Source organism: Pseudomonas fluorescens (assembly GCF_902497895.1).
GTDB classification, from domain to species: Bacteria; Pseudomonadota; Gammaproteobacteria; order Pseudomonadales; family Pseudomonadaceae; genus Aquipseudomonas; species Aquipseudomonas fluorescens_BP.
Genome location: NZ_CABVHQ010000040.1, coordinates 1 through 25,106 on the forward strand (window position 1 = coordinate 1; position 25,106 = coordinate 25,106).

A 25,106-nucleotide genomic window follows, 5' to 3' on the forward strand; every position below is an offset into this window, starting at 1 on the left:
GCCGAACGCAGCCTCGCAGGCTCGGCAGCTGCTACGCGCAGCCGGACGCAGGCTTCGCCAGCTGCTACGCGCAGCCGAACGCAGCCTCGCAGGCTCGGCAGCTGCTACGCGCAGCCGGACGCAGGCTTCGCCAGCTGCTACGGTTTCGCGTAACGTCTTGACTGGCGGCCAGTTCAGGCGTGCAACCGCACCCAAACCGTCACCAACACCGTCGCCGCCATCAACCACGCCACGGCGGCAACCGCCAGCGACAACTCCAGGCGCAGGCGATCGACCATCACGTACAAGGTCGCCAGATAAACGAAGTAGGGAATGATCGACCACATGCCAAACACGATGGTGGTCTTCAGGTCGTCCAGCGAGCGGCCCTTGCCGACGATGTAGTGGGCGATCAGCGCAAAGGTCGGAAACAGCGGTACCAGCCCGGCAATGTAATAGTTTCTGGTTTTCGCCAGGGCGGCCAGGATGACCACCACGGCGGCGCCCAATGCAGCTTTCAACAATAAATCCACAGGCTTCTCGCAGGCACAGGGTTAGTGGTTCAAGCCGTATTTCTTGACCTTGTCGAACAGTGTGGTCTTGGCCATGCCCAGTTCCAGGCTGGCCTGGGTCAGGTTGCCGCCACTGCGCTGCAAGGCATCGTTGAGCACGTTGCGCTCGAAAGCCTCCACCGCTTCGGCAAACCCCAAACCCTGGCTGGCATTGCTGCCGGATTTTTTGAAGGCGGGCAGGCCGAGGGCAAAACGTTCGGCGACGTTGCGCAATTCACGCACGTTGCCCGGCCAGTCGTGGCTCATCAGGTTCGACAGGGTCTGGTTGTCCAGTTCCGGTGCGGTGCGGTCAAAGCGCAGGGATGATTGCTGCAGGAAATGCTCGAACAATTGCAGGATGTCTTCACGCCGTTCGCGCAACGGCGGCAGTTCCAGGGTCACCACATTCAGGCGGTAATAGAGGTCGCTGCGGAACTGGCTGGCTTTGCTCAACTCGTCCAGATCGGACTTGGTCGCGGCAATCACCCGGCAGTCGACGGCCACACTCTGGTTCGATCCGAGGCGTTCCAGGGTTCTTTCCTGCAGGACCCGCAACAGCTTGATCTGCAGATTCAGTGGCATGCTTTCCACTTCATCGAGGAACAGCGTACCGCCGTGGGCGTGTTCGATTTTGCCGATCCGCCGTTTGCCGGCACCGGTGAAGGCGTTGGCTTCATGGCCGAAGATTTCGCTTTCGAACAGGTTCTCCGGCAGGCCGCCACAGTTCAGCGCGACGAATTGCGCGGACTGGCGCCGGCTGAAATCATGCAGGCAGCGTGCGACCAGTTCCTTGCCGGTACCGGTCTCGCCTTCGATCAATACGTTGGCCGAGGTGTCGGCGACGTTGGCGATCAGCTCGCGCAGGTTGTGCATGGCCGGCGAGCGCCCGATGATCCGGCCTTCCAGGGAATCGCGTTCGGCCAGCTGCCGACGCAGCGACCAGACCTCAAGGGCCAGGCTGCGTTGCTCCAGGGCACGCCGGGCCACGTCCACCAGGCGTTCGGGAGAGAAGGGTTTCTCCATGAAGTCGTAGGCGCCTTTTTGCATGGCGTCGACAGCCATGGAGATATCGCCATGACCGGTAATCAATACCACCGGCAAGCTGCGATCGCGGGCCTTGAGGCGAGTCAGCAGTTCCAGGCCATCGATGCCCGGCAGGCGAATGTCGCTGATGACGATCCCGGCGAAGTTGTCGCCGACTTGCGCCAGGGCTTCCTCGGCGCTGCCGACACCAATGCTGGGGATATCTTCCAGTGTCAGGGCTTGCTGGCAGCCTAGCAGGACATGGGGATCGTCTTCGACGATCAGCACGGTGAGGTCGGTATTCATAACGGCTCGACTTGAGTAGGGCTTACCAACGGTAAACTGAGGACGAAGGCGGTACCACCGCTGGCCGGGTGTTCGACGCCCAGATTACCGCCGGTGGCCGCGGCCAGGCTTGCCGACAGCGTCAGGCCGAGGCCCAACCCTTGTTCGCCGGGTTTGGTGGTGAAGAAGGGTTCGAACAGATGCTTGCGCGTTTCGGCGTCGATGCCGTGGCCGTTATCGCGCACCCGCAGGCGATATTTGCCGTCGACGGTTTCGCCCTCCAGCCACAACTCGGGCAATGGTTGCGCCTGCATGGCATCCAGAGCGTTGCCGATCAGGTTTACCAGAATCTGCTCCAGCCGGGTCTGATCGATCTGCACTTGCGCGTCGCTGAAATCGCGGTGCAGTTGCGGCTCGCTGCTTTCCAGACGGCTGCCGAGCAGCTGCAAGGCGGCGTCGACGGCCTTGCCGAGGCTGGCCTGACCCTGGTCATCGCCGCGGCGGGCGAAGGAGCGCAAGCTGGCGGTGATGCGGCCCATGCGGTCGATCAGTTCGTTGATGGTCTTGAGGTTGGCACTGGCGGTGTCCAGCGCGCCGCGCTCGAGGAAGCGCACGGTATTGCCCGACAGCGTGCGCAGGGCCGCCAGCGGCTGGTTCAATTCATGGGCGATGCTGGTGGACATCTGGCCGATGGCCGCCAGCTTGCCGGCCTGCACCAGTTCATCCTGGGCGCGGCGCAAGGTTTCTTCGGCTTGCCGGCGTTCGCGGATCTGCCCCTTGAGCCGTTCGTTGCTGGCGCGCAGGTCGGCGGTGCGGTCGGCGATCTTGCGTTCCAGCTGGTTGTTGGCTTCCTGCAGGGCCTCACGGGCGGCGAGGCGGGTGGCGATGACCTTGCGCCGTTCGTTCCAGGCAATCAGCAAAAACGCCACCAGGGCAAACGCCACGGCCACCAGGATGCCCTGATTGATGGCTTCGCGCCGCAGGTCCTGCAAGGGCGTCAGCAGGGTGAAGTTCCATGGCGTATCGCTCAGCGGCCGGGTCTGCGACAGGTAGCTGATGGCCTGTTCATCCGACTCCAGTTCGGTGTTGGCCGGAAAGGTCAGCTTCTCCACGCCTTCGGCCAGGTGTTCGCGGGCCAGCGGTTGCAGTTCGTTGAGCGGGAACCAGTAATATTGCAGGCTGCGCGCCAGGCGCTCCTTGGTTTCATCGCTGAGCGGAAGGACTGCCTTGAGACGTCGGGCCGGGTCGCTGGAGAGGATGATAATGCCGTTCTCGTCACTGACGAAGGCCTCCAGACGCGCCCGTTGCCAGCGTTCTTCCATGGCTTCGAGGCGCACTTTGACCACCGCGACGCCGATGATCTTGCCTTGTTCTTCCAGGCCATGGGCCAGGTAGTAACCGGGTTCGCCGCTGGTGCTGCCGATCCCGTAGAAACGCCCGGGCTGGCCGCGCACGGCGTTCTGGAAATAGGCGCGAAAGGACAGGTCTTCACCCAGGTAACTGTCGAAGTCACGCCAGTTACTGGTGGCCATGACCCGGCCGGTGGTATCCATAACGTAGATGGCCCGACTGCGGCTGCGCCGGTTCAGGCCTTCGAGGTAATCATTGACTGTCTGCCGATGTTCCGCAGACGGGTCGGCCAGCAGCTTCGAGACACTGGATTCGAGCTCCAGCAGGCTGGGCAGGTAGGTGTATTTACTGATCTCGCTTTCGACGGCACGGGCGTGCAGTTCCAGCTGGCGCTCGCCGTTCTCGCTGAGGGTGCGGATCCCGAAGTGTTCGCTGGTCCAGAAGCCGAGGTAACCCAGACCGATCATCAACGCGATGATCAGTGGCGGCAGGAACAGCTGGCGAATCAGGCGGGGTTTCACGGCAAGTGATGGCGGCGCGGCGCGATAGAGAGTGGGGTCGCATTTCATCACAGATGCCTTGGGTCAACCAGAACTACAAGCCGCGAGGATCCCGTGTAGGAGCTGCCGCAGGCTGCGATCTTTTGATTTGTTCAGCAGGCAAATCGTTGCCTGGACTGGCGCCAACATCAAAAGATCGCAGCCTGCGGCAGCTCCTACAGGGGCGGCCGTGTAGCTTTTAGTGCTGCAGAATCTTCTCGAGGAAGTGCTGGGCACGTTCGGAGCGGGCGTTGATGTCACCGAAGAACTCTTCTTTCTTGCAGTCTTCGATGATCTTGCCCTGGTCCATGAAGATCACACGGTCCGCCACTTTGCGGGCAAAGCCCATTTCGTGGGTCACGCACATCATGGTCATGCCTTCGTGAGCCAGCTGCACCATCACGTCGAGTACTTCGTTGACCATCTCCGGGTCCAGCGCCGAGGTCGGTTCGTCGAACAGCATGACGATCGGGTCCATCGCCAGCGCGCGGGCAATCGCCACACGCTGTTGCTGACCGCCGGAGAGTTGCCCGGGATGCTTTTTGGCATGGGCCGAGAGGCCGACGCGTTCGAGCAGTTGCAGGGCCTTTTTGTTGGCTTCTTCCTTGCTCCGACCCAGCACCTTGATCTGTGCGATGGTCAGGTTATCCATGATGCTCAAGTGCGGAAACAGTTCGAAATGCTGGAACACCATGCCGACCCGTGAACGCAGTTTCGGCAGGTCGGTTTTCGGGTCGGCGATGGAGGTGCCATCGACCACCACGTCGCCTTTCTGGAACGGTTCCAGGGCGTTGACGCACTTGATCAAGGTGGATTTGCCGGAGCCGGACGGCCCGCACACCACAATCACTTCGCCTTTTTTGACCTCGGTGCTGCAATCAGTCAGTACCTGGAAGTCGCCATACCACTTGTTGACATTCTTGATAGAGATCATACGGCAAACCTTTTTTGCAGACGCTTGACCAGCTGCGAGGCGGCAAAGCTGATTATAAAATACACCAGACCTGCGAAGACCAGGAACTCATTGGAGCGGCCGATGATGTCGCCACTGGCGCGCGAAGCATTGAGGAAATCCACCAGACCGACCGCGTAGACCAGCGAGGTGTCCTGGAACAGGATGATGCTCTGTTGCAGCAGCAAAGGGGTCATCTTGCGGAACGCTTGTGGCAGGATGATCAGTCGCATCATCTGGCCATACGTCATACCCACGGCTTGGGCAGCAGCCATCTGGCCCTTGGGGATCGACTGCACGCCGGCCCGGACGATTTCGCAGAAGTACGCCGCTTCGAACATCATGAAGGCCACGATGCACGAGGCGAACGCCCCGATCGGAGTGTCTTCGCCGGTGATCCAGCGCAGCACGAACGGCACCGCCAGGTAGAACCAGGTGATGACCAGCAGCAGCGGGATCGAGCGGAAGTAGTTAACGTAGGCGCCGGCAATGTTCGACAGCCATTTGTTGTGGGACAGGCGCATCAGCGCCAGGATCGTGCCGAGGATGATCCCGCCGGTGACGCCCAGGGCCATCAGCTTGAGGGTCATTACCATGCCGTTCCACAGGCCCGGTGTAGCCTGGACGATTCCACTGAAATCGAAGTCCATTATTTACCCCCCAGGGCAATCAGGCCGGGTACCGCGACTTTCTTCTCGACCATGCGCATCAGCAGCATCAGGCCCATGTTCAGCGTGAAGTAGATCAGGGTTGCCAGGGTGAAGGCTTCGAACAGGTTGGCGGAGAACTCGGCGGTCTGTTTGGTCTGCGCGAGCAGCTCCATCAGGCCGATCAGCGAGGCCACGGAGGAGTTCTTGAAGACGTTGAGAAATTCCGAGGTGAGCGGCGGAATGATGATCCGGTAGGCCTGGGGCAGCAGCACATTCCAGTAGACCTGTGGCAGCTTGAAGCCCATGGCGCGGGCGGCTGATTCCTGGCCGCGAGGCAGCGCCTGGATACCGGTACGCACTTGTTCGCAAACACGCGCGGCAGTGAACAGACCCAGGCACACGACGACGCTGAGGAAGGCTGAAGTGGTAGGGTTCAGGTCCTGCTTGTACCAATCCTGCAGGTTTTGCGGCAGCAGATCGGGCACCAGAAAGTACCAGATGAATAGCTGCACCAGCAGCGGTACGTTCCGGAAGAGTTCCACATAGCAGGTCGCGATGCCCGACACGACGCGATTCGGCACGGTGCGCATGACGCCCAGAATCGAACCCAGTAGCAGGGCGATGATCCAGGCCGAGATGGCGATGGCAATGGTCCAGCCCAAACCGGTGAGGTACCAGTCGAAATAAATCTCGCTGCCCACGCCGGTGGACTTGAAGAACACGCCCCAGTCCCAGTTGTAATTCATTAGGGGTCTCCCCTCTGATCAATCGATGTACAAGTGCCCGCCAGGGGAAATCCATTCCCGCCCGACCTTTACGGTCAGGCACACACGAGCGGCTCGACAATCACCGGTTCGAGTGTTTCCAAAAATGCCAGCAGGGAGTGACAACCCCCTGAAAGGGCAGTGGCCCTCTCAGGAGATAAGGTTAGTCAGAAATCAGGATTTCTTTTCGTCAGCCGCTTTATCGGTCGGATTGGCGATCAGAGCCTTGAGCTCTTCGCTCATCGGGAACATCAGGTTCAGGTTCTTAGGCGGGATTGGCTGCATGAACCACTTTTCGTAGATCTTGTTGATTTCGCCGGACTTGTAGGTCGCAACGATGGCGTCGTCGACGGCTTTCTTGAATGGCTCGTCGCCCTTGCGGACCATGCAGCCGTAGACTTCAAAGGACTGTGGAGTACCGGTCACGACCCAGTCGGTGGGCTTCTTGGCCTTGGCCATTTCACCGGCCAGCAAGGCATCGTCCATCATGAAAGCCACTGCGCGGCCGGTTTCGAGCATCTGGAAGGATTCGCCGTGGTCCTTGGCCGAGATGACGTTCATGCCCATCTGTTTGTCGGCGTTCATCGACTTGAGGATGCGCTCGGACGTGGTGCCGGCGGTGGTCACGACGTTCTTGCCTTTGAGGTCAGGGAAGTCTTTGTAGGGCGAATCTTTTTTCGTCAGCAGTTTGGTACCGATTTCGAAGATGCCGACGGAGAAGGCAACTTGCTGCTGACGCTCGACGTTGTTGGTGGTGGAGCCGCACTCGACGTCCACGGTGCCGTTCTGCACCAGCGGGATACGGGTTTGCGAGGTGACCAGGTTGTAGTTGACCTTGAGGTCCGGCATGCCCAGGTCTTTCTTGATGGCTTCGACGATTTTCAGCTGGATATCGTGGGAGTAGCCAACCGGTTTGCCGGAAGCGTCCGCGATGTAGGAAAACGGAATGGAAGCGTCACGATGCCCGAGGGTGATGGTGCCGGACTCTTTGATCTTCTTCAGTGTGCCGGTGAGCTCGGCCGCGAAAACTGGAGTACTGATCAGAGCAACAGCGATAGCTGCGCCCAGAAGCTGGGGAACGATGCGCATCAAATTTTCCTCGACATTGTTTTTATATGGAGCCAGTTCGTTGGCCCTTCTGTAACTGCAAATGCCTTGAGGCTCCTGATGGGGTGGCGCATCAGGCATTCGTCCAAGAGTGTAGAGCATGAGTCGTGCCAGGCCAGGCGTATTTGGTCAAAGTGCTGATTTATAAGAAAATTAAATATTTATGGCGAAGAAAAGGGTGCTCGATAATCCGGTTAACCGAATCGACCGGCAAGTCGCGTTCGGAAAACCGAATGCATTCCTAAGGGCACTGAGCCCCTTGTGGGAGCGAGCTTGCTCCGGGCGGCGTTCCGACGATAGCGGTGTGTCCGGCAACATCAATGTTGAATTTGATGGCCTCATCGCGAGCAAGCTCGCTCCCACAATGGATTTATGCTGTGCATCCGAATGCAAAAAGCCCCTGTATCTCGAGATTCAGGGGCTTCGCTTTAACCGGATTCCCGATCAGGCCGCTTCAATCTTCCTGCGGTTCTGTACAACCTTGGCCAGATACTGCTGCAGTTTTTCCTGCTCCGCCGGGGTAGTGAACAACCCCAGCTTGCTGCGGCGCCAAAGAATGTCGTGAGCACTCATGGCCCATTCTTCGCTGCACAGGTAATCGACTTCGCGGGTGTAGAGTCCGCCACCGATGTGTTCGCCCAGATCGCTCAGGCTCCGCACGCCTTCCAGCAGGCGCCAGGTGCGGCTGCCATAAGTGGTGGCCCAACGGCTGGCGATTTCAATGGGTACCCAATCGAACTTGTCGCGGATCAGCGAGCTCAATGCCTGCGGGGTGGTCATGTCTTCGCCGCCGGGCAGAGTCGATTGCGCGGTCCAGCTCGGCTTGATGTCTTTAAAGAATGGCGCCAGTTGCGCCAGGGCCGATTCGGCCAGTTTGCGATAAGTCGTCAGCTTGCCACCGAACACCGACAACAATGGCGCTTCTGCCGCACTGCCGGACAAGGCCAGGGTGTAGTCGCGAGTCACGGCCGAAGGGTTGTCGGATTCGTCGTTGCACAGTGGGCGAACGCCGGAATAGCTGTGCAGGATGTCCTCGCGGTTCAGTCGCTTCTTGAAGTGCGCGTTGACCACCTTGAGCAGGTAATCGGTTTCGCCTTCGGTGATCGTCACTTTGGCCGGGTCGCCGGTGTATTCGCGATCGGTAGTACCAATCAGGGTGAAATGGTTCAGGTACGGAATAGCGAACACGATGCGCTGGTCTTCGTTCTGCAGAATGAAGGCGTTCGGCGCGTCGTAGAGTTTCGGCACGATCAGGTGGCTGCCCTGGATCAGGCGGATGCCGTACGGCGATTCCAGCTTCAGGTCATCGCGGATGAACTTGGCGACCCAGGGGCCGGCCGCATTCACCAGGGCTTTGGCGCGGATCGAGAACAGACTGCCGTCGGTGCGTTCCAGGTTCAGCTGCCACATGCCTTTGCTGCGCCGGGCGCTGACACAGCGGGTCTGGGTGTGAACGTGAGCACCTTTTTCGCGGGCGGCCATGGCGTTCAGGACCACCAGGCGGGCGTCATCGACCCAGCAATCGGAATATTCGAAGCCTTTGCTGATTTCTGCCTTGAGCGGGCTGTCGGCACCGAATTTCACGCTCTTGGAACCGGCGAGTTTTTCCCGCTTGCCCAGGTGGTCATAAAGGAACAGGCCGGCACGGATCATCCAGGCCGGACGCAGGTGCGGACGGTGCGGCAGCACGAAACGCATCGGTTTGACGATGTGCGGGGCTTTGGCCAGCAGCACTTCGCGTTCGGCCAGCGCTTCGCGCACCAGGCGGAACTCGTAATGTTCGAGATAGCGCAGGCCGCCGTGAATCAACTTGCTGCTGGCCGACGAGGTGTGGCTGGCCAGGTCGTCCTTCTCACAAAGGAATACCGACAGGCCGCGACCGGCGGCATCAGCTGCTATCCCTACACCGTTAATCCCACCACCGATGACGGCGATATCGTAGACCTCGGCGATAGGGGGCGTAGGCAAGGTAGAAGTGGGCATCGGCTGGCCTCGGGTTCTTTATAATATTTGAATTCGAACATTAATGTTCATTTTCGAAAATGGTAGCGCATAAACAAGAACACGGCCAGTCATCTTCGATTGAAAATACTGATCGAAGACGGCCGAAAGGAATATTTTCGAACATTTTAGCGGGTGGGGGGCGGACGCACGGTCTATGTGGCAAGGGCTCTCGGTTAAGCTTTTACTCGGTCCGTAGCAGTTGCCGAAGGCTGCGTTCGACTGCGAAGCAGGCGAAAATCCTGCTTGAACGGTTTGTCGGGAATACCGCAGCGCCTGATTTTACGACCGCTTCGCGGCCGAACGCAGCCTTCGGCAGCTGCTACGGGGGCTCGCCGCAGCAAGCTCCCTCGCCACAAGGGAGCCTTGCTCAGCTTATAGAGGGCTAAACCACTTCCAGCCGAATCTTGTGCTGACTCAGCAGCTGCGCCAGCGCTGGCACTGGCGGTTGATCTGTGACCAGGCAATCGATCAGGCTGATCGGTCCCAGCCGAACCATGGCGTTGCGCCCGAACTTACTGGAGTCGGCCGCCAGTATGACTTGTCGGGCGTTGGCGATGATCGCCTGGGAGACCCGCACTTCCTGATAGTCGAAATCCAGCAGGCTGCCGTCTTCATCAATGCCGCTGATGCCGACCAGGGCGAAGTCGACCTTGAACTGGTTGATGAAGTCCACACTGGCCTGGCCGACGACGCCACCGTCGCGGCGCACATTGCCGCCGGCCAGCAGAACTTCGAAATCATCCTTGGCGCTGAGGATCGAGGCGACGTGCAGGTTGTTGGTGATCACCTTGAGCTGGGTGTGATTGAGCAGTGCCCGGGCGATGGATTCGGTGGTGGTGCCGATATTGATGAACAGCGAGGCATGATCGGGGATCTGCGCGGCGATGGCTTCGGCGATGCGTTGTTTCTCATCGCGCATTTGATCGGCTCGCATGGCGTAGGCGGTGTTTTCTACGCTCGAATCGTAAGCTGCGCCGCCGTGATAGCGACGCAACAGGTTTACTTCCGCCAATTGATTGATATCGCGGCGGATGGTTTGCGGTGTAACGACGAACAGCGTAGCCATTTCCTCGATGCTGACATAGCCGCGTTCGCGGACCAGTTCGAGGATTTGCTGCTGACGGGGAGGCAGATTCATGGGGCTTCCTTGGGGCTGCCGTGCAAAATGCGCCCATGATGCCGCAGGAATCCACTCCCGGCCAGTTACATACGGATACGAGTCCTTGCTCTAGCTTATTTGGCCTCTTCGTGGGGTTCCCAATCCCGGGTGCGGCTCACGGCTTTCAGCCAGCCGGCGTAGAGCTTTTCCTTCTCGGCTTCGGCCAGTTGCGGCTCAAACTCGCGCTCGATCACTGCCTTGCCGCGCAGCTCATCCAGGCTGCCCCAGAAACCACAGGCCAGGCCCGCCAGATAGGCTGCGCCGAGGGCAGTGGTTTCGCGCATTTTCGGGCGCTCGACGTGAGTGCCGAGAATGTCCGCCTGGAACTGCATCAGGAAGTTGTTTGCCACTGCACCGCCGTCCACGCGCAACGCTTTGAGGCGTTCGCCGGAGTCCTGTTGCATGGCGTCGAGCACGTCGCGGGTCTGGTAGGCAATCGACTCCAGGGCCGCGCGAATGATGTGATCCACGCGTACGCCACGGGTCAGGCCGAACAGCGCACCGCGGGCATAGGGGTCCCAGTAGGGAGCGCCCAGGCCGGTGAAGGCCGGGACCAGGTACACGCCATTGCTGTCTTTGACCTTGCCGGCAAAGTATTCGGTGTCGTGAGCGTCGTTGATGATTTTCAACTCGTCCCGCAGCCACTGAACGGTGGAGCCGCCGTTGAATACTGCGCCTTCGAGCGCATAAGCGACTTCGCCCCGTGGACCGCAAGCAATGGTGGTGAGCATGCCGTGATTGGATTTCACCGCTTTGTCGCCGGTGTTCATCAACAAGAAGCAGCCGGTGCCGTAGGTGTTTTTCGCCTGACCGGGTTCGACGCACATTTGGCCGAACAGCGCAGCCTGTTGGTCGCCGGCAATGCCCGCGATGGCGATGCCGCTTTTGGTATGGCCGTAGATTTGCGAAGAGGACTTCACTTCAGGAAGCATCTCGCGCGGGATATTCAGCACTTCCAGCATCTTCGCATCCCACTCCAGGGTGTGGATGTTGAAGAGCATGGTGCGCGAGGCATTGGTGTAGTCAGTGACGTGGGTCTTGCCGCCGGTAAATTTCCAGATCAGCCAGCTGTCGACGGTGCCGAACAGCAGTTCGCCGTTGCGCGCGCGTTCGCGGCTGCCTTCGACGTTGTCGAGAATCCACTTGAGCTTGGTGCCGGAGAAGTAAGGGTCAGTCACCAGGCCAGTGGTTTCGCTGATGTACTGCTCATGACCGTCGCGTTTGAGCTGCTGGCAGATCTCGGTGCTGCGCCGGCACTGCCAGACGATCGCGTTGTAGATCGGCCGGCCGGTGGTTTTGTCCCAGACCACGGTGGTTTCACGCTGGTTGGTGATGCCGATGGCGGCCACCTGGTCGTGATGCAGGCCGGCTTGAGCCAGGGCCTCGACCATCACCGCGCTCTGGGTCGCGAAGATTTCCATCGGGTCATGTTCGACCCAGCCAGGCTGCGGGTAATGCTGGACGAATTCGCGCTGAGCGGTACAGACCACGTTGGCGTCGCGGTCGAAGATGATCGCCCGGGAGCTGGTCGTACCCTGATCGAGGGCAATGATGTAGTTCTTGTTCTGAATGTCGGTCATGTCGATTGCCTTGGACTAAATAGGGTTGAAATTCAGCGAACGTGAACGCCGCAGGAGGGCAGTGGCGTTCACGCAGCCTGTATCAAGATGCCCGGACCTTGCCTTTGACGAGGTGTTCGACATCCGTTGCAGCAGGTGTGGCGCTGGGTAAATGACGGGCAATCAGCCCGCGATAGGCAGCAGCGCCGAGGCAGGCACCTATGATCGGTGCAAAAATCGGAATCAGGAAGTACGGGATATCGCGCCCGCCGGTGAAGGATATTTCACCCCAGCCGGCGACGAAGGTCATCAGTTTAGGACCGAAATCCCGCGCCGGGTTCATCGCAAAACCGGTCAATGGACCCATCGCGCTACCAATAACGGCAATCAGCAGGCCGATCAGCAAGGGCGCCAGCGGGCCACGTGGCAGGCCGTTATTGTCATCGGTCAGGGACATGATCACGCCCATCAGGATCGCGGTGATGATCACCTCAACCAGGAACGCCTGGCCGGTGGAGAGGGCGGGGTGCGGGTAGGTGGAAAACACCGACGCCAGTTCGAGGCTGGCCTGGGTGCCTCGGATCATGTGATGGGTTTGTTCGTAATCGAAGAACAGGTTGCTGTAAAGCGTGTAAACCAACAACGCCGAGCAAAAGGCTCCGGCGACTTGGGCGAGGATGTAGAACGGCAGTTTGCGCTTATCGAAATCGGTAAAAACGCACAGTGCAATGCTGACAGCCGGATTGAGATGGGCGCCGGAAATGCCTGCGGTCAGGTAGATCGCCATGCTCACGCCGATCCCCCAGATGATGCTGATTTCCCATAAGCCAAAGCTGGCACCCGCGACCTTGAGCGCGGCGACGCAGCCGGTACCAAAGAAGATCAATAAGGCAGTACCCAGGAACTCGGCCATGCATTGGCTCGAGAGCGAAGGTTGTTGTAAAGCAGTCGTCATTGAAAACCTCGTTTTTTGTTGTTGTCTGGCGCGTCCGAAAATGATTGGAGCGCGATTTTCTCCAAGATCCTTGTCTCGGCTTACTGCTGGGTACGACTCTGGAACGGGTTGCATATTCACATTCGAAAAAATATAGACAAGAAACGCTGCTGTCAAAGGTCGAAAGTGAACTATCTGTCATATTTTAACTATTAGTCTTGTGAATGATCGCGTTGCGGGCATGACGAAACGTCTGCGATGTCCGGCGTTATGGCCAACGGATTCAACCGATGGCGTGCGTAATGCCTGCGTAATAGAGCCTTTTTCCTGTTGATGGCCTAGAATCCTGCATCAGCGTTTTTCTCCATTGGTCACGTCCGGAGCTGCCATGACACCTGCATTGGATTTGTTGAAAAAAGTTCGGGCTGAACATCGAGTGCACAGTTACGAACATGATCCGAAGGCAGCTTCCTACGGGCTGGAGGCCGCGGAAAAGCTCGGGCTCGATCCGGCCCAAGTGTTCAAGACCCTCTTGGCCGCCAGCGAAAAGGGCGAATTGTTGGTGGCGGTTGTGCCGGTCGTCGGAAGTCTGGATTTGAAGGCGCTGGCCATTGCTGCGGGCGTCAAGAAAGTCGAAATGGCCGACCCGGCTGCCGCGCAACGGGCGACCGGTTACCTGCTGGGTGGGATCAGTCCGCTGGGGCAGAAGAAGCGTTTACGGACTTTTATCGATAACAGTGCGCAACCCTTCATCTGTATTTTTGTCAGCGCCGGGCGTCGAGGTCTTGAGGTCGAGTTGTCGCCTGCGGTGCTCGCCGAGCATACCCAGGCCAGATTTGCCGATATTGGTCGGGCCTGATTGCCTGGGCTGGCGCTGTATGGCGCAAATGATCTAGCCCCGGTCCGTATCCGGGTGCGTACTCGCTGTCGCATATTCAAGGAGAGGTATAGTCATGCAACTTGAGTTTCATCAGGTCGACGCGTTCAGCGAGCGGCCATTCAGTGGCAACCCGGCAATGGTCTATCGGCTCGATGCATGGCTCGCCGATGAACTGATGCAGAAAATCGCTGCCGAGCACAATCTGGCCGAAACCGCTTTTCTGGTGCGCGAAGGCCAGGGCTGGCATATCCGCTGGTTCACACCCACCACTGAGGTGCCACTCTGTGGGCATGCCACGCTGGCCAGCGCCCATGTCTTGTTCGAGGTGTATCGAGAGCCGGTCGAGCGACTGGACTTCATCAGCAAGTCCGGCCCGTTGAGCGTCAGCAAGGAAGGCGCTCGGCTTTGGCTGGATTTCCCGGCGTTGCTGCCTCGCGAGGTGGGCGTGACCCTGGACGTGGAGCGGGCGCTGGGTCTGGAAGTGGTGGATGTATTAGGTTCCAACGAGTTGTTCGTGGTCCTGGAGTCGGAGCAGGCAGTGCTTGATTGCAAGCCGGACATGGCCGCTTTGGCGAAGCTGCCTTGGCCGGGTGCGATCGTTACGGCACGAGGCAGCCAGCATGATTTTGTCTCGCGCTATTTCGCCCCGGCGATCGGGATCAATGAAGACCCAGTGACCGGCTCGACCCATTGCAGCCTGATCCCCTACTGGTCGCGACGCTTGGGCAAGACGAGCCTGACGGCGTACCAGTGTTCGGCGCGGGGCGGGGAGTTGTTCTGCCGGCTGGAAGGGAATCGGGTGAAAATCGGCGGGAATGCGACGCTGGTGGCTAGCGGGAAGTTGATGTTGGGCTGACGTGAGATTGTGGAAACCTTGAAAAGATCGCAGCCTGCGGCAGCTCCTACGCCGATCGAGTACATCCGCAAATTTTCGGGTGTACGCAAATCCTGTAGGAGCTGCCGCAGGCTGCGATCTTTTGGCATCGGCTCAACTGGCGGCGCTGTACCGCCGAACCCCGGAATCCGCAGGTGGTATCTGCGCTGCGATGCTGCCGGACGCCTGGAACAACACCAGATGCTCCGCCGCCACGCGAATGCCGACATCGACACCCACCAGATGATCGGCATGGCTCGGGAAGATCGACTCCAGCAGGCTGCCGGTTGGCAACTGCAGGCGATACAAGGTCGAAGCGCCGAGGAAGGTCTTGCCAATGATCCGCGCTTTCAGCTCGCTGTCCGGCGCATAGACGATATCGTCCGGACGCAGCAGCACGTCGACAGCGCAGCCAATCGGCCAGGTGTAGGCGCGATTGCCGCGCAGTACACCCAGTTCGGTCTGTACCGATTCAGGGCTCTGCAACTGGCCGCGAATGAAATAACCCTGGCCGATAAAGCTCGCGACAAAGGGCGTGAACGGCTCGTGGTAGAGGTTGTAGGGGGTGTCCCACTGCTCCAGTCGACCTTCCTTGAACACGCCGACATGATCGCTGACGGCGAAGGCTTCTTCCTGGTCATGGGTCACCAGGATTGCGCTGGTACCACGCAGCTTGAGAATGTCCCGCACCTCATGGCTGAGCTTGCGGCGCAGTTCGCCATCGAGGTTGGAGAAGGGTTCGTCGAGCAACAGCAATTGCGGTTCTGGCGCCAGGGCCCGAGCCAGTGCGACACGCTGCTGCTGGCCGCCCGATAACTCGTGAGGAAAGCGCTTGCCGAGGGTTTTCAGGTTGACCAGCTCGAGCAACTCGTCGGTCACGCGGTCCTTTTGCGGATGCTTGCGGATCCCGAAGGCGATGTTCTCGGCCACGCTCAGGTGCGGAAACAGCGCGTAGTCCTGGAACACCATGCCGATCCGCCGCTTCTCGGGCGCCAGGGTGAAGCCGGCACTGGAGATGACTTCGCCGGCCAGGGTGATTTCCCCTTCATGCACCGGCTCGAAACCGGCAATCGCTCGCAGGGTGGTGGTCTTGCCGCAACCGGACGAGCCTAGGAGGCAACCGATATCCCCAGCGTTGAGGTGCAGATTGAGGTTCTGTACGACCCGCTGGTTGTGGTATCCGCACGCCAGGTTGCGCAGGTTGAGCAGTAATGTCTGGCTCATGCGTGGTGGTACGCCGGCTCGACCAGGAACTCAAGCAGGGCCTTTTGCGCATGAAGACGGTTTTCCGCCTGGTCCCAGGCGACAGAGCGCGGGTCGTCGAGCAAGTCGAGGCTGATTTCTTCGCCGCGGTGGGCGGGCAGGCAGTGCATGAACAGCACGTCCGGCGCGGCGATGTCGAGCAGGGCGCGGGTCACCTGGAAAGGGGTGAACATGGCCAGGCGCTTGGCGGTTTCTTCTTCCTGGCCCATGGAGGTCCAGACATCGGTGCTGACCAGGTGCGCGCCGAGCACGGCGTCGCGCGGATCGCGGACGATGGTCACGCGATCGCCGGCCTTGGCCACGAACTCTGCATTCGGCTCGAAACCTTGCGGGCAGGCGATGCGCAGTTGGAAGTCGAACTGAATGGCCGCTTCTATATAACTGTTGCACATGTTGTTGCCGTCGCCGATCCAGGCCACGGTCTTGCCCTGGATCGAGCCACGATGTTCGAGGAAGGTCTGCATGTCGGCCAGCAACTGGCACGGATGCAGGTCATCGGACAGGCCATTGATCACTGGCACCCGGGAGTTGGCGGCGAATTCGGTCAGGGTACTGTGGGCAAAGGTACGGATCATCACGGCATCGAGCATGCTCGACATGACGATAGCGCAATCGCCGATCGGCTCGCCACGGCCTAGCTGGGTATCGCGGGGCGAGAGGAAGATCGCCTGGCCACCCAGCTGGATCATGCCGGCTTCGAACGAGATCCGGGTGCGGGTCGAGGACTTCTCGAAAATCATCCCGAGGACGCGGTTTTTCAAAGGCTCGAACAGTACGCCGCGATTACGCAGGTCCTTCAGCTCGATGCCACGACGAATCACGCTGACCAGCTCTTCGGGCGTGCAATCCATCAGGGAGAGAAAGTGCCTTGCGCTCATCATTAACTACCTTTTTGCAACAGACCGCAGATACTCAAAGCCTTGTTTAATTGAAAAACGGGCGAGACCTGCGGCGAAAGCCGCACGGGGCGACGAAATAGGGGAAGGCGCGATCTTGACATTAAATGTCGCGTCTTTCCAATAGGGCTACGGTTCTTAGGGGAGTTCAGAGGGGCTACGAGGAGGTCGCGGTAGCGCTTTTGAAGCCTGTTTCCTGACAGTAGCCTGTCATTTGTACACTGCCCTCGCGCGCCTTGGCAATCGAACGGCGCGCAGAAAGCAGCCAGACGGTCGTTTTCGACTCGTCAGCCGAGGCGTTTGCGAGCAGGATCTACCAGGCCGACCTGGCATAAACATTTCTTAATCTCAGGTGTTGGGCTATAAAGGTCCTACGAGTGAAACAGGGAGTTTCTGCAATGGAAGCAAAAGAACAGCAATTGATGGAACTACTGGGTCTCACGGCACGCTCCCTGACCCACCTCACCGCCTCCATGACCTCGATGTCCTTCGAGTTGCTGCGCAGTGAAGATCGCGTGACTCAGGCCGCGGGTCGACGCATGATCGATCGCATGGCGACCATCAGTGCCGGGCTCGACGAGCACTGGCGACTGATCGGCGAACTCACCGGGGTCCATGTGGCCCACGAGCAGATCGAAACCATTCAGGAAATCCAGTTGCAGCGCACGCCCGGGCCGTCACTGAGCTGAACCCTGGCGGGCCGACATTGGTTGGCCTGATGCCCTTCGATTCACAAGACGAACGTCGCTGGCGCAGTGGCCGGTCTGGCACCATAGTTTTGTTCCCGCAGCCTTGCTGGCTGCCCCGAATAAAATAGAGACTGGCCATGACCAAGACTCTCCACCACCGTGCCTGCCATCTGTGTGAAGCCATCTGCGGCTTGACCATCGAAACCACTGCGGTCGACGGCGCTGGCGTGCAGATCACCTCGATCAAGGGTGACCCGCAGGACAGTTTCAGCCGCGGTCATATCTGTCCCAAGGCGGTAGCGCTGCAGGATATCCAGAACGATCCGGACCGCCTGCGCCAGCCCATGCTCAGGGTGGGCAGCGAGTGGCAGCCGATCGAATGGGATGCCGCGTTTGCCCTGGTCGCCGAGCGCCTGGGGATGATTCAGGAGCGTCATGGGCAGAACGCCGTGGCGGTCTATCAGGGCAATCCCAGTGTGCATAACTATGGGTTGATGACCCACAGCAATTACTTTCTCGGCCTGCTGAAAACCCGCAACCGCTTTTCCGCTACGTCAGTCGACCAGCTGCCTCATCACCTGAGCAGTTACCTGATGTATGGCCACGGCTTTTTACTGCCGATTCCGGACATCGATCACACCGACTTCATGCTGATCCTGGGAGGTAACCCGCTGGCCTCCAATGGCAGCATCATGACCGTGCCGGATGTGGAGAAACGCTTGAAGGCGATCCAGGCGCGGGGCGGCAAGGTGGTGGTAGTTGATCCCCGGCGCAGCGAAACGGCAGCGATTGCCGATCAGCATGTGTTTGTCCGCCCGGGCGGGGATGCGGCGCTGTTGTTCGGGTTGCTCAATACCTTGTTCGCTGAAGGCCTGACTCGCGAAAGCCATTTGCCGGTGGATGGCGTTGATGAGGTGCGTCTGGCGATCGCAGCTTTCAGCGCCGAGGCGATGAGTCCGCTCTGCGCCGTGCCGGCCAAGCAGATCCGCCAATTGGCGCGGGATTTCGCAGCAGCGGACAAAGCCGTCTGCTATGGCCGGATGGGGGTTTCCACCCAGTCGTTCGGCACCTTGTGTCATTGGTTGGTGCAGCTGATCAATCTGCTGACGGGCAATCTCGACCGGGTGGGCGGTGCCTTGTGCACGGAACCGGCGGTGGACCTGGTGGCTTCCACCTCGGGCGGGCATTTCAATCGCTGGCAAAGCCGGGTCTCGGGGCGTCCGGAGTATGGCGGTGAGTTACCGGTGTCGGCCCTTGCCGAAGAAATGCTGACCGAAGGGGAAGGGCAGGTACGCGCACTGATTACCGTGGCCGGCAACCCGGTGCTATCAACGCCTAATGGCCGGCAACTGGAGCAGGCGCTGGACGGGTTGGAGTTCATGCTCAGCATTGATCTGTATATCAATGAAACCACCCGTTATGCCGACCTGATCCTGCCGTCGACCTCGGCGCTGGAGAACGATCACTACGACACCACCTTCAATATGTTCGCCGTACGTAACGTCACTCGCTTCAACCGGGCAATTCTGGCCAAACCTGAAGGCGCGTTGCACGACTGGGAGATATTTGTCGGCCTCGCACAGGCCTTTGCCGCGAAGACCGGCAAAGAACTCAAGCCGACCATTGCCCCGGCGCAAATGATCGATCACGGGCTGCGTGCTGGCTTGTATGGCGATGCTTCGGCGCACAAGCTGTCGGTCGCGACTTTGTTTGACTATCCCCACGGGATTGATCTGGGGCCACTCAAGGCGAATCTCGGGCCGCGTTTGAAGACCGCCAATCAACACATCCAGGCGGCACCAGCGGCAATTCTGGCGGATCTGGCGCGGTTTGCCGCGTTGCAGGCACCCCGTGCTGACGAGTTGTTGATGATCGGCCGTCGCCATGTACGCAGCAATAACTCCTGGATGCATAACTATCACCGCCTGGTGAAAGGCAAGCCGCGCCATCAGTTACTGATGCACCCGGATGATCTGGCCAGCCGCGGTCTCAGCGATGGACAGCGGGTGCGTGTCAGCTCACGGGTCGGCGCCATCGAAGTCGAAGTGCTGGCCAGTGTCGAGATGATGCCGGGAGTGGTCAGCTTGCCCCATGGCTGGGGGCATGCGCGACCAGGCGTACAGATGGGAATCGCCAGCGGCCAGCCGGGTGCCAGTGCCAATGACCTGACGGATGAGTTGCAACTCGATGAGCTGTCGGGCAATGCGGCCTTGAACGGGGTACCGGTCAAGGTGGCGGCAGCCTGATCGCTATGGGGTAAAATGTGCGGTAGTGCATCTCTATCGGGGAGACCGAGCATGGCGCCTGGCTTTCCGTTACAATGCGCCACCGTGCCGACAACTGAGTCGGAAAGTTCAGCCGAGGTGCTCCATGGATATCATCGAAACTATTAAAGAGCAGATTGCCAACAACACCATTCTGCTTTACATGAAAGGCTCGCCGAATGCTCCACAATGTGGCTTCTCCGCGAAAGCCGCTCAGGCCGTCATGGGCTGTGGTGAGAAGTTCGCTTACGTGGACATCCTGCAGAACCCGGAAATCCGTGCAAACCTGCCCAAGTACGCCAATTGGCCAACCTTCCCGCAACTGTGGGTCGGTGGTGAGTTGGTCGGCGGTAGCGATATCATGACCGAAATGGCCGCTGACGGTTCATTGCAGGCCACGATCAAAGCTGCTGTCGAAAAAGCCGCAGCGAACAAGACCGAAGCCTGATTCGCATTATTGCCGCAGCTTCTTTGTGTAGGAGCTGCCGCAGGCTGCGATCTTTTGATCTTGACGATGTAAAAAAAGCCCCGCCTCTCGAAAGAAGGCGGGGCTTTTTGTTGTATCGAGATCAGGGCGCCAGTTTATTCGCCCATCTGCGATTGCAGATAGTTCTCAAGACCGACCTTATCGATCAAGCCCAGTTGGGTTTCCAGCCAGTCGATATGTTCTTCTTCGGATTCGAGAATATCTTCGAGCAGATCACGGCTGCCGAAATCGCCAGTCGTTTCGCAATGCGCGATGGCTACCTTCAGATCGGCGTGGCCAGTCTTCTCGATGCGCAGGTCGCACTCAAGCATTTCCTTGGTGTGTTCACCGATCTGCAGCTTGCCGAGGTCTTGTACGTTCGGCAGGCCTTCGAGAAACAGGATGCGCTTGATCAGCTTGTCGGCATGCTTCATTTCGTCGATGGATTCGTGATATTCGTGCTTGCCAAGCTTGGCCAGGCCCCAATCTTCATACATGCGCGCATGCAGGAAGTATTGATTGATCGCGACCAGCTCATTGGCAAGGATCTTGTTGAGATGCTGGATGACTGTAACGTCGCCTTTCATGATGGGAATCCTGCCCTATATTTCGCGGTATATGAATATAGTTTGAGCCGAGCAACTACCTGTGTCAAACCTAAGTTATTGAATAATATATGAAAATTAATCGGAATAAGAACGTTTTTGTTCCGCATCGCGGTGCTAAGCGATTGATTTCCGGACATAAAAAAACCGGACACTAAGTCCGGTTCTTTAAAATTCATTATTTAAGCGGCGGAAAATTCTACAGCGTAGGGAATCGCCGCCTGGCTGCTTTGCAGTTCGGTCAGGGTTTCGCGTACCACTTGCTTGGCAAGGCAGGCACATTTACCGCATTGGCTGGCAACGCCGGTGGCTTGGCGCACGTCACGGTAGCTGCAGCAACCTTCAAAGATCGCATCGCGTATTTGCCCGTCGGTGACGCCTGTGCAGAGGCATACATACATAAGTGAGAACCGTCGCTGGTTGTGGCTTATTTGCGATGGATCTTAATGTTAACGAGAATTATTGTCAAAGTGGTTTCGGCACACCTGGCCTCTCAGGGGCAGGTGACTGACGAATGGTTTTCCCTTCAAACTGTAGGGGAAACGCAGTACGGCCTTTTTAACCGCCTCGAAAAAACCGTTAAGGACAGGTCAAAAACGCGGTGTATGATGGTCGGCCCTTGCGAAGCGGGTTCGTGTCACAGGGCTGTCGCCTGAGGGTGGCAGGCTGGCGCGAACCCAGTTCTTCACGTTATTACACCAGGAGATATCCAATGAGCGTACTCGTAGGCAAACAAGCCCCTGACTTCACCGTACCGGCCGTACTCGGCAATGGCGAGATCGTTGACAGCTTCACCCTGTCCTCGGCCATCAAAGGCAAATACGGCCTGGTGTTCTTCTACCCACTGGACTTCACTTTCGTTTGCCCATCCGAGCTGATCGCTCTGGACAACCGCATGGCTGACTTCAAGGCGCGTAACGTTGAAGTGGTCGCGGTGTCGATCGACTCGCACTTCACCCACAACGCCTGGCGCAACACCCCGGTGAACAATGGTGGTATCGGCCAGGTTCAATACACCATGGCTGCTGACATGAAGCACGAAATTGCCAAGGCCTACGACGTTGAGTCCGAAGGCGGCGTGGCCTTCCGTGGCGCGTTCCTGATCGACGACAAAGGCGTTGTCCGCTCGCAGATCATCAACGACCTGCCGCTGGGCCGTAACATGGAAGAGCTGATCCGTCTGGTCGACGCTCTGCAATTCCACGAAGAGCACGGCGAAGTTTGCCCTGCCAACTGGAAAAAAGGCGACAAAGGCATGACCGCTTCGACCGAAGGCGTCGCAGCTTACCTGACCGAAAACGCTGGCAAGCTGTAAGCCACGCGTCAGGCAATAAAAAAACCGGCCACTGAGGCCGGTTTTTTTATGGGTACGATTTCTTCAGGCAACGGACGGCATTATTTTTTATGGCACGATTTCTTCAGGCGACTTGATCAGTCGTGAAAGTCTTCCCAGCCACCCATTTGTTTCCAGCGATTGACGATGCCGCAGAACAGCTCGGCCGTCTTCTCGGTGTCGTAGCGCGCCGAGTGGGCCTCACGGCCGTCGAAATCGATATCGGCAGTCTGGCAGGCCTTGGCCAGCACGGTTTGACCGTAAGCCAGGCCAGCCAGGGTGGCGGTGTCGAAGCTGGAGAACGGGTGAAACGGGTTGCGTTTCATGTCCAGGCGCGCGACAGCGGCGTTGAGGAAGCCCAGGTCGAAGCTGCTGTTATGCCCCACCAGAATCGCGCGTTTACAGCCGTTGGCCTTCAGGGCCTTGCGTACGCCACGGAAGATATCGGTCAGGGCCGTTTCTTCGCTGACCGCCATGCGCAGCGGATGATCGAGCTTGATCCCGGTGAACTCCAGGGCCGCGGCTTCGATGTTCGCGCCTTCGAAAGGCTCGACCCGGAAGAAATAGGTGTGTTCAGGGTACACAAAGCCTTTTTCGTCCATGCCGATGGTGACGGCGGCAATTTCCAGCAAGGCATCGGTGGCACAGTTGAAACCACCGGTTTCAACATCGACGACTACCGGCAGGTAACCACGAAACCGGGCTGCCATCGGATGGCGCGAACCGCCACCACCATTTTGGCCGTCTTGTTCGTCGTCGAAATGGTCTTCACTCACGAGTGTTTCTCCAGCAGACGCCAGCGCAGTTTTTCACCGGCGCGCAGCGGGATGACAGACAGCTCGCCGAAGGGCAGGCTGGTAGGGGCGGTCCACTCTTCGCGAACCAGGGTAATGTGCTCGGTATTTGCCGGCAGGCCATAGAAGCGCGGGCCGTGCAGACTGGCGAAGCCTTCGAGCTTATCCAGCGCATTGCGCTGTTCGAAGGCTTCGGCATACATCTCGATCGCTGCGTAAGCGGTGTAGCAACCGGCACAACCACAAGCCGCTTCTTTGGCGTGTTGGGCGTGCGGGGCCGAATCGGTACCGAGGAAAAACTTCTCGCTGCCGCTGGTGGCGGCGTCGAGCAGCGCTTCCTGGTGGATATTGCGTTTGAGAATCGGCAAGCAATAGAAGTGCGGGCGAATCCCGCCAACCAGCATGTGGTTGCGGTTGTACAGCAGGTGGTGGGCAGTGATGGTCGCGCCAACGTTGGCCGGGGCCTCATTGACGAACTGCACGGCTTCACGGGTGGTGATGTGTTCGAACACTACCTTGAGGGTCGGGAAGTGTTCCACGACCCGACGCAGGTGTTCGTCGATGAACAGCTTTTCCCGGTCAAAGACATCGACATCGCCACGGGTGACTTCCCCGTGGATCAGCAAGGGCAAGCCGACTTCGGCCATGGCCGCCAGTGCCGCAAAGATCTTGTCGATGCTGGTGACACCGGAGTCCGAGTTGGTGGTCGCGCCGGCCGGATAGAGCTTGGCGGCATGCACGAAACCACTGGCCTTGGCCTCGTGAATCTCTGCAGCGGTAGTGCGATCGGTCAGGTAGAGCACCATCAGCGGTTCGAAATGGCTGCCGGCCGGACGTGCAGCGAGGATGCGCTGACGGTAGGCATCGGCTTCAGCGGCATTACGCACCGGTGGTACCAGGTTGGGCATGATGATGGCGCGGCCAAAGGTGCGCGCAACATCGGCGACAGTATTGGGTAGCACAGCACCATCGCGAAGATGTATATGCCAGTCGTCGGGACGCAGCAGGGTCAGGCGGTCGGACATTGGGAATTCCAGGCGGGTCAAACTGAGGGGAATGCTACCGGAAAAGACTCTCTCAGGCACTCGCTATCAAGTTTTGCAGCAAGCTTCCGATATCCCGTAGGTGTGCAGTAAACAAGTGATATGCCGTAAAGGTGTGTGTCGGTCTTTTGTGTAGAAGCCAATGGAGCCCTCCGTGCGCCAGCGTTATTTAGCCTTGCTCAGTGTGTTTGCCAGCCTGCCCGCGATGGCTCTGACTTACCAGACACGTCTGGAGAGCATCGAGTGGACGGTCGAAGGCGACAAGTTCGAGTGCCGCCTGAGCCAGCCGATCACCGACTTCGGCTCGGGTGAGTTCGTGCGACGCGCCGGTGAGCAGGCGACTTTTCGACTGAAGGCTTATAACAACTCCCTTGGCGGCGGTTCGGCCACCCTGTTGGCAGCGGCTGCGCCCTGGCAGCCGGGGCGTGGTGATATTAACCTGGGGGCCGTGCAAGTCGGCAGCGGTGATGTGCTGTTCAACAGTTCCCAGGCTCAGGCCGGCCGACTATTCAGTGGTTTGCTGGACGGTCGCAGCCCGCTGATACGTCATTATTCCCGTGATGGTGGCGTCTCTGAGGTCCGTTTGCTACCGGTCAAGTTCAGCAAGGCCTATGGCGACTATCAAGCGTGCACCGCCAAGCTGTTACCGATGAACTTCGAGCAAGTGAAGCAGGCCCAGGTCGGGTTTCCTGGCGGCGGGATCGAGCTGGATGCGCCGGCCAAGGCCAGGCTGCAGAACGTGCTGGAATTCCTCAAGGCTGATCCGACGGTCAATCACATTCAGCTCGACGGCCACTCGGACAACGGCGGCAACCGCCTGACCAATCGTGATCTGTCACGACGCAGAGCTTTGGCAGTCATGGATTTCTTCAAGGCCAACGGCGTCCCCGAAGCACAGATCACCCTGCGTTTCCATGGCGAGCGCTACCCTTTGGCACCCAATACCAACTCCGCCAATCGGGCGAAGAACCGCCGGGTCAATGTTCATCTGGAGCGTGTGGCGCCCAGCGAGAAGCCGGCACCGCAGGTCAGTTCCGCGAGCAATACCGCGGCGACGTCCTGAAACGGCTGTAGTGGTCGCACACTCGACATAATCTGTCGCTTCGTCGTCATAAGCTGTCGCGCCTCTGTAAATTATCCTGT

General features: G+C 59.0%; 24 protein-coding genes. 7 read left to right on the forward strand and 17 right to left on the reverse strand.

The genetic code is table 11. The annotated features are described in order from the left end of the window. Window positions 1-173 precede the first annotated feature (173 nt). The 11 genes from F8N21_RS19375 to F8N21_RS19425 all read right to left on the reverse strand — a co-directional run bounded on the left by F8N21_RS19375 (window position 174) and on the right by F8N21_RS19425 (window position 12,877). The gene (locus F8N21_RS19375) at window positions 174-503 is read right to left on the reverse strand and encodes a GlpM family protein (RefSeq protein WP_191624357.1); all 330 of its coding nucleotides are present in this window, start codon (window positions 501-503) and stop codon (window positions 174-176) included. Window positions 504-533: 30 nt separating this feature from the next. Further along, entirely contained in the window at window positions 534-1,859 is a 1,326-nt protein-coding gene (locus tag F8N21_RS19380) for a sigma-54-dependent transcriptional regulator (protein ID WP_150643641.1), read from the reverse strand. Beyond that, window positions 1,856-3,757 (reverse strand): sensor histidine kinase, encoded by a 1,902-nt coding sequence (locus tag F8N21_RS19385; RefSeq protein WP_150643642.1) that lies wholly within the window; start codon window positions 3,755-3,757, stop codon window positions 1,856-1,858. Before F8N21_RS19385 ends, F8N21_RS19380 begins: the two co-directional genes overlap by 4 nt. A gap of 169 nt (window positions 3,758-3,926) precedes the next feature. Continuing rightward, window positions 3,927-4,661 (reverse strand): amino acid ABC transporter ATP-binding protein, encoded by a 735-nt coding sequence (locus F8N21_RS19390; RefSeq protein WP_150643643.1) that lies wholly within the window; start codon window positions 4,659-4,661, stop codon window positions 3,927-3,929. Next, window positions 4,658-5,329 carry an amino acid ABC transporter permease gene (locus tag F8N21_RS19395; RefSeq protein WP_150643644.1) on the reverse strand — a complete coding sequence of 224 codons (672 nt, stop codon included), beginning with the start codon at window positions 5,327-5,329 and terminating at the stop codon, window positions 4,658-4,660. Before F8N21_RS19395 ends, F8N21_RS19390 begins: the two co-directional genes overlap by 4 nt. Beyond that, window positions 5,329-6,075 carry an amino acid ABC transporter permease gene (locus F8N21_RS19400; protein ID WP_150643645.1) on the reverse strand — a complete coding sequence of 249 codons (747 nt, stop codon included), beginning with the start codon at window positions 6,073-6,075 and terminating at the stop codon, window positions 5,329-5,331. The genes F8N21_RS19395 and F8N21_RS19400 overlap by 1 nt, the downstream gene beginning before the upstream one ends. Before the next feature lie 192 nt (window positions 6,076-6,267). After that, window positions 6,268-7,182: a glutamate/aspartate ABC transporter substrate-binding protein gene (locus tag F8N21_RS19405; RefSeq protein WP_150643646.1), complete on the reverse strand. Its 915-nt coding sequence runs from the start codon at window positions 7,180-7,182 to the stop codon at window positions 6,268-6,270. Between the two features lie 462 nt (window positions 7,183-7,644). Then, window positions 7,645-9,183 (reverse strand): glycerol-3-phosphate dehydrogenase, encoded by a 1,539-nt coding sequence (glpD, locus tag F8N21_RS19410; RefSeq protein ID WP_150643647.1) that lies wholly within the window; start codon window positions 9,181-9,183, stop codon window positions 7,645-7,647. A gap of 403 nt (window positions 9,184-9,586) precedes the next feature. Next, window positions 9,587-10,342 carry a DeoR/GlpR family transcriptional regulator gene (locus tag F8N21_RS19415; protein ID WP_150643648.1) on the reverse strand — a complete coding sequence of 252 codons (756 nt, stop codon included), beginning with the start codon at window positions 10,340-10,342 and terminating at the stop codon, window positions 9,587-9,589. Between the two features lie 95 nt (window positions 10,343-10,437). After that, window positions 10,438-11,943, reverse strand: coding sequence for a glycerol kinase GlpK (gene glpK / locus F8N21_RS19420; protein WP_150643649.1), 1,506 nt, complete (start codon window positions 11,941-11,943; stop codon window positions 10,438-10,440). Between the two features lie 82 nt (window positions 11,944-12,025). Further along, window positions 12,026-12,877, reverse strand: coding sequence for an MIP/aquaporin family protein (locus F8N21_RS19425; RefSeq protein ID WP_150643650.1), 852 nt, complete (start codon window positions 12,875-12,877; stop codon window positions 12,026-12,028). 367 nt (window positions 12,878-13,244) lie between these two features. Between F8N21_RS19425 and ybaK the strand changes: the two genes are divergently transcribed. Further along, window positions 13,245-13,715 carry a Cys-tRNA(Pro) deacylase gene (gene ybaK / locus F8N21_RS19430; protein WP_150643651.1) on the forward strand — a complete coding sequence of 157 codons (471 nt, stop codon included), beginning with the start codon at window positions 13,245-13,247 and terminating at the stop codon, window positions 13,713-13,715. Window positions 13,716-13,809: 94 nt separating this feature from the next. Further along, the gene (locus tag F8N21_RS19435) at window positions 13,810-14,592 is read left to right on the forward strand and encodes a PhzF family phenazine biosynthesis protein (protein ID WP_150643652.1); all 783 of its coding nucleotides are present in this window, start codon (window positions 13,810-13,812) and stop codon (window positions 14,590-14,592) included. A gap of 132 nt (window positions 14,593-14,724) precedes the next feature. Here the strand turns inward: F8N21_RS19435 and F8N21_RS19440 are convergent, their stop codons facing one another. Next, window positions 14,725-15,834, reverse strand: coding sequence for an ABC transporter ATP-binding protein (locus F8N21_RS19440; protein ID WP_150643653.1), 1,110 nt, complete (start codon window positions 15,832-15,834; stop codon window positions 14,725-14,727). Further along, on the reverse strand, window positions 15,831-16,751 hold the full coding sequence (gene argF / locus F8N21_RS19445; RefSeq protein WP_150643654.1) for an ornithine carbamoyltransferase: 921 nt from the start codon (window positions 16,749-16,751) through the stop codon (window positions 15,831-15,833). Before argF ends, F8N21_RS19440 begins: the two co-directional genes overlap by 4 nt. Window positions 16,752-17,167: 416 nt before the next feature. Here argF and F8N21_RS19450 point away from each other — a divergent pair, with 416 nt between their 5' ends. The 3 genes from F8N21_RS19450 (at window position 17,168) to grxD (ending at window position 20,170) form a co-directional block, all read left to right on the forward strand. Next, on the forward strand, window positions 17,168-17,458 hold the full coding sequence (locus F8N21_RS19450) for a hypothetical protein (protein WP_150643655.1): 291 nt from the start codon (window positions 17,168-17,170) through the stop codon (window positions 17,456-17,458). A 137-nt stretch (window positions 17,459-17,595) separates the two neighbouring features. Next, complete coding sequence (locus F8N21_RS19455; protein WP_150643656.1) at window positions 17,596-19,704, forward strand: molybdopterin oxidoreductase family protein; 2,109 nt, start codon at window positions 17,596-17,598, stop codon at window positions 19,702-19,704. Window positions 19,705-19,828: 124 nt separating this feature from the next. Continuing rightward, window positions 19,829-20,170 carry a Grx4 family monothiol glutaredoxin gene (gene grxD / locus F8N21_RS19460; RefSeq protein ID WP_150643657.1) on the forward strand — a complete coding sequence of 114 codons (342 nt, stop codon included), beginning with the start codon at window positions 19,829-19,831 and terminating at the stop codon, window positions 20,168-20,170. Between the two features lie 134 nt (window positions 20,171-20,304). On the opposite strand, the gene bfr is transcribed toward grxD, so the two are convergent. Next, window positions 20,305-20,775 (reverse strand): bacterioferritin, encoded by a 471-nt coding sequence (bfr, locus tag F8N21_RS19465; protein ID WP_150643658.1) that lies wholly within the window; start codon window positions 20,773-20,775, stop codon window positions 20,305-20,307. A 200-nt stretch (window positions 20,776-20,975) separates the two neighbouring features. Next, window positions 20,976-21,194, reverse strand: coding sequence for a bacterioferritin-associated ferredoxin (locus F8N21_RS19470; RefSeq protein ID WP_150643659.1), 219 nt, complete (start codon window positions 21,192-21,194; stop codon window positions 20,976-20,978). 311 nt (window positions 21,195-21,505) lie between these two features. Between F8N21_RS19470 and F8N21_RS19475 the strand changes: the two genes are divergently transcribed. After that, complete coding sequence (locus tag F8N21_RS19475) at window positions 21,506-22,108, forward strand: peroxiredoxin (protein WP_150643660.1); 603 nt, start codon at window positions 21,506-21,508, stop codon at window positions 22,106-22,108. Between the two features lie 116 nt (window positions 22,109-22,224). On the opposite strand, the gene rnt is transcribed toward F8N21_RS19475, so the two are convergent. Beyond that, window positions 22,225-22,902 carry a ribonuclease T gene (gene rnt / locus F8N21_RS19480; protein ID WP_150643661.1) on the reverse strand — a complete coding sequence of 226 codons (678 nt, stop codon included), beginning with the start codon at window positions 22,900-22,902 and terminating at the stop codon, window positions 22,225-22,227. After that, a complete protein-coding gene (gene pyrC, locus F8N21_RS19485) occupies window positions 22,899-23,945 on the reverse strand; it encodes a dihydroorotase (protein ID WP_150643662.1) in 1,047 nt (348 codons plus the stop codon). Before pyrC ends, rnt begins: the two co-directional genes overlap by 4 nt. A gap of 172 nt (window positions 23,946-24,117) precedes the next feature. Between pyrC and F8N21_RS19490 the strand changes: the two genes are divergently transcribed. Continuing rightward, window positions 24,118-25,026 (forward strand): flagellar protein MotY, encoded by a 909-nt coding sequence (locus F8N21_RS19490; protein WP_150643663.1) that lies wholly within the window; start codon window positions 24,118-24,120, stop codon window positions 25,024-25,026. Window positions 25,027-25,106: the final 80 nt, after the last annotated feature.

What these genes read in the sequence shown, in the direction of transcription:
- F8N21_RS19435 (WP_150643652.1), top strand. Translation starts at nt 13,810, where the DNA reads ATGCAACTTGAGTTTCATCAGGTCGACGCGTTCAGCGAGCGGCCATTC.
- F8N21_RS19440 (WP_150643653.1), bottom strand. Translation starts at nt 15,834, where the DNA reads ATGAGCCAGACATTACTGCTCAACCTGCGCAACCTGGCGTGCGGATAC.
- F8N21_RS19425 (WP_150643650.1), bottom strand. Translation starts at nt 12,877, where the DNA reads ATGACGACTGCTTTACAACAACCTTCGCTCTCGAGCCAATGCATGGCC.
- pyrC (WP_150643662.1), bottom strand. Translation starts at nt 23,945, where the DNA reads ATGTCCGACCGCCTGACCCTGCTGCGTCCCGACGACTGGCATATACAT.
- F8N21_RS19390 (WP_150643643.1), bottom strand. Translation starts at nt 4,661, where the DNA reads ATGATCTCTATCAAGAATGTCAACAAGTGGTATGGCGACTTCCAGGTA.
- F8N21_RS19395 (WP_150643644.1), bottom strand. Translation starts at nt 5,329, where the DNA reads ATGGACTTCGATTTCAGTGGAATCGTCCAGGCTACACCGGGCCTGTGG.
- F8N21_RS19380 (WP_150643641.1), bottom strand. Translation starts at nt 1,859, where the DNA reads ATGAATACCGACCTCACCGTGCTGATCGTCGAAGACGATCCCCATGTC.
- glpK (WP_150643649.1), bottom strand. Translation starts at nt 11,943, where the DNA reads ATGACCGACATTCAGAACAAGAACTACATCATTGCCCTCGATCAGGGT.
- glpD (WP_150643647.1), bottom strand. Translation starts at nt 9,183, where the DNA reads ATGCCCACTTCTACCTTGCCTACGCCCCCTATCGCCGAGGTCTACGAT.
- F8N21_RS19400 (WP_150643645.1), bottom strand. Translation starts at nt 6,075, where the DNA reads ATGAATTACAACTGGGACTGGGGCGTGTTCTTCAAGTCCACCGGCGTG.
- F8N21_RS19405 (WP_150643646.1), bottom strand. Translation starts at nt 7,182, where the DNA reads ATGCGCATCGTTCCCCAGCTTCTGGGCGCAGCTATCGCTGTTGCTCTG.
- bfr (WP_150643658.1), bottom strand. Translation starts at nt 20,775, where the DNA reads ATGAAAGGCGACGTTACAGTCATCCAGCATCTCAACAAGATCCTTGCC.
- F8N21_RS19450 (WP_150643655.1), top strand. Translation starts at nt 17,168, where the DNA reads ATGGAAGCAAAAGAACAGCAATTGATGGAACTACTGGGTCTCACGGCA.
- F8N21_RS19385 (WP_150643642.1), bottom strand. Translation starts at nt 3,757, where the DNA reads ATGAAATGCGACCCCACTCTCTATCGCGCCGCGCCGCCATCACTTGCC.
- ybaK (WP_150643651.1), top strand. Translation starts at nt 13,245, where the DNA reads ATGACACCTGCATTGGATTTGTTGAAAAAAGTTCGGGCTGAACATCGA.
- argF (WP_150643654.1), bottom strand. Translation starts at nt 16,751, where the DNA reads ATGAGCGCAAGGCACTTTCTCTCCCTGATGGATTGCACGCCCGAAGAG.
- F8N21_RS19455 (WP_150643656.1), top strand. Translation starts at nt 17,596, where the DNA reads ATGACCAAGACTCTCCACCACCGTGCCTGCCATCTGTGTGAAGCCATC.
- F8N21_RS19475 (WP_150643660.1), top strand. Translation starts at nt 21,506, where the DNA reads ATGAGCGTACTCGTAGGCAAACAAGCCCCTGACTTCACCGTACCGGCC.
- F8N21_RS19415 (WP_150643648.1), bottom strand. Translation starts at nt 10,342, where the DNA reads ATGAATCTGCCTCCCCGTCAGCAGCAAATCCTCGAACTGGTCCGCGAA.
- grxD (WP_150643657.1), top strand. Translation starts at nt 19,829, where the DNA reads ATGGATATCATCGAAACTATTAAAGAGCAGATTGCCAACAACACCATT.
- F8N21_RS19470 (WP_150643659.1), bottom strand. Translation starts at nt 21,194, where the DNA reads ATGTATGTATGCCTCTGCACAGGCGTCACCGACGGGCAAATACGCGAT.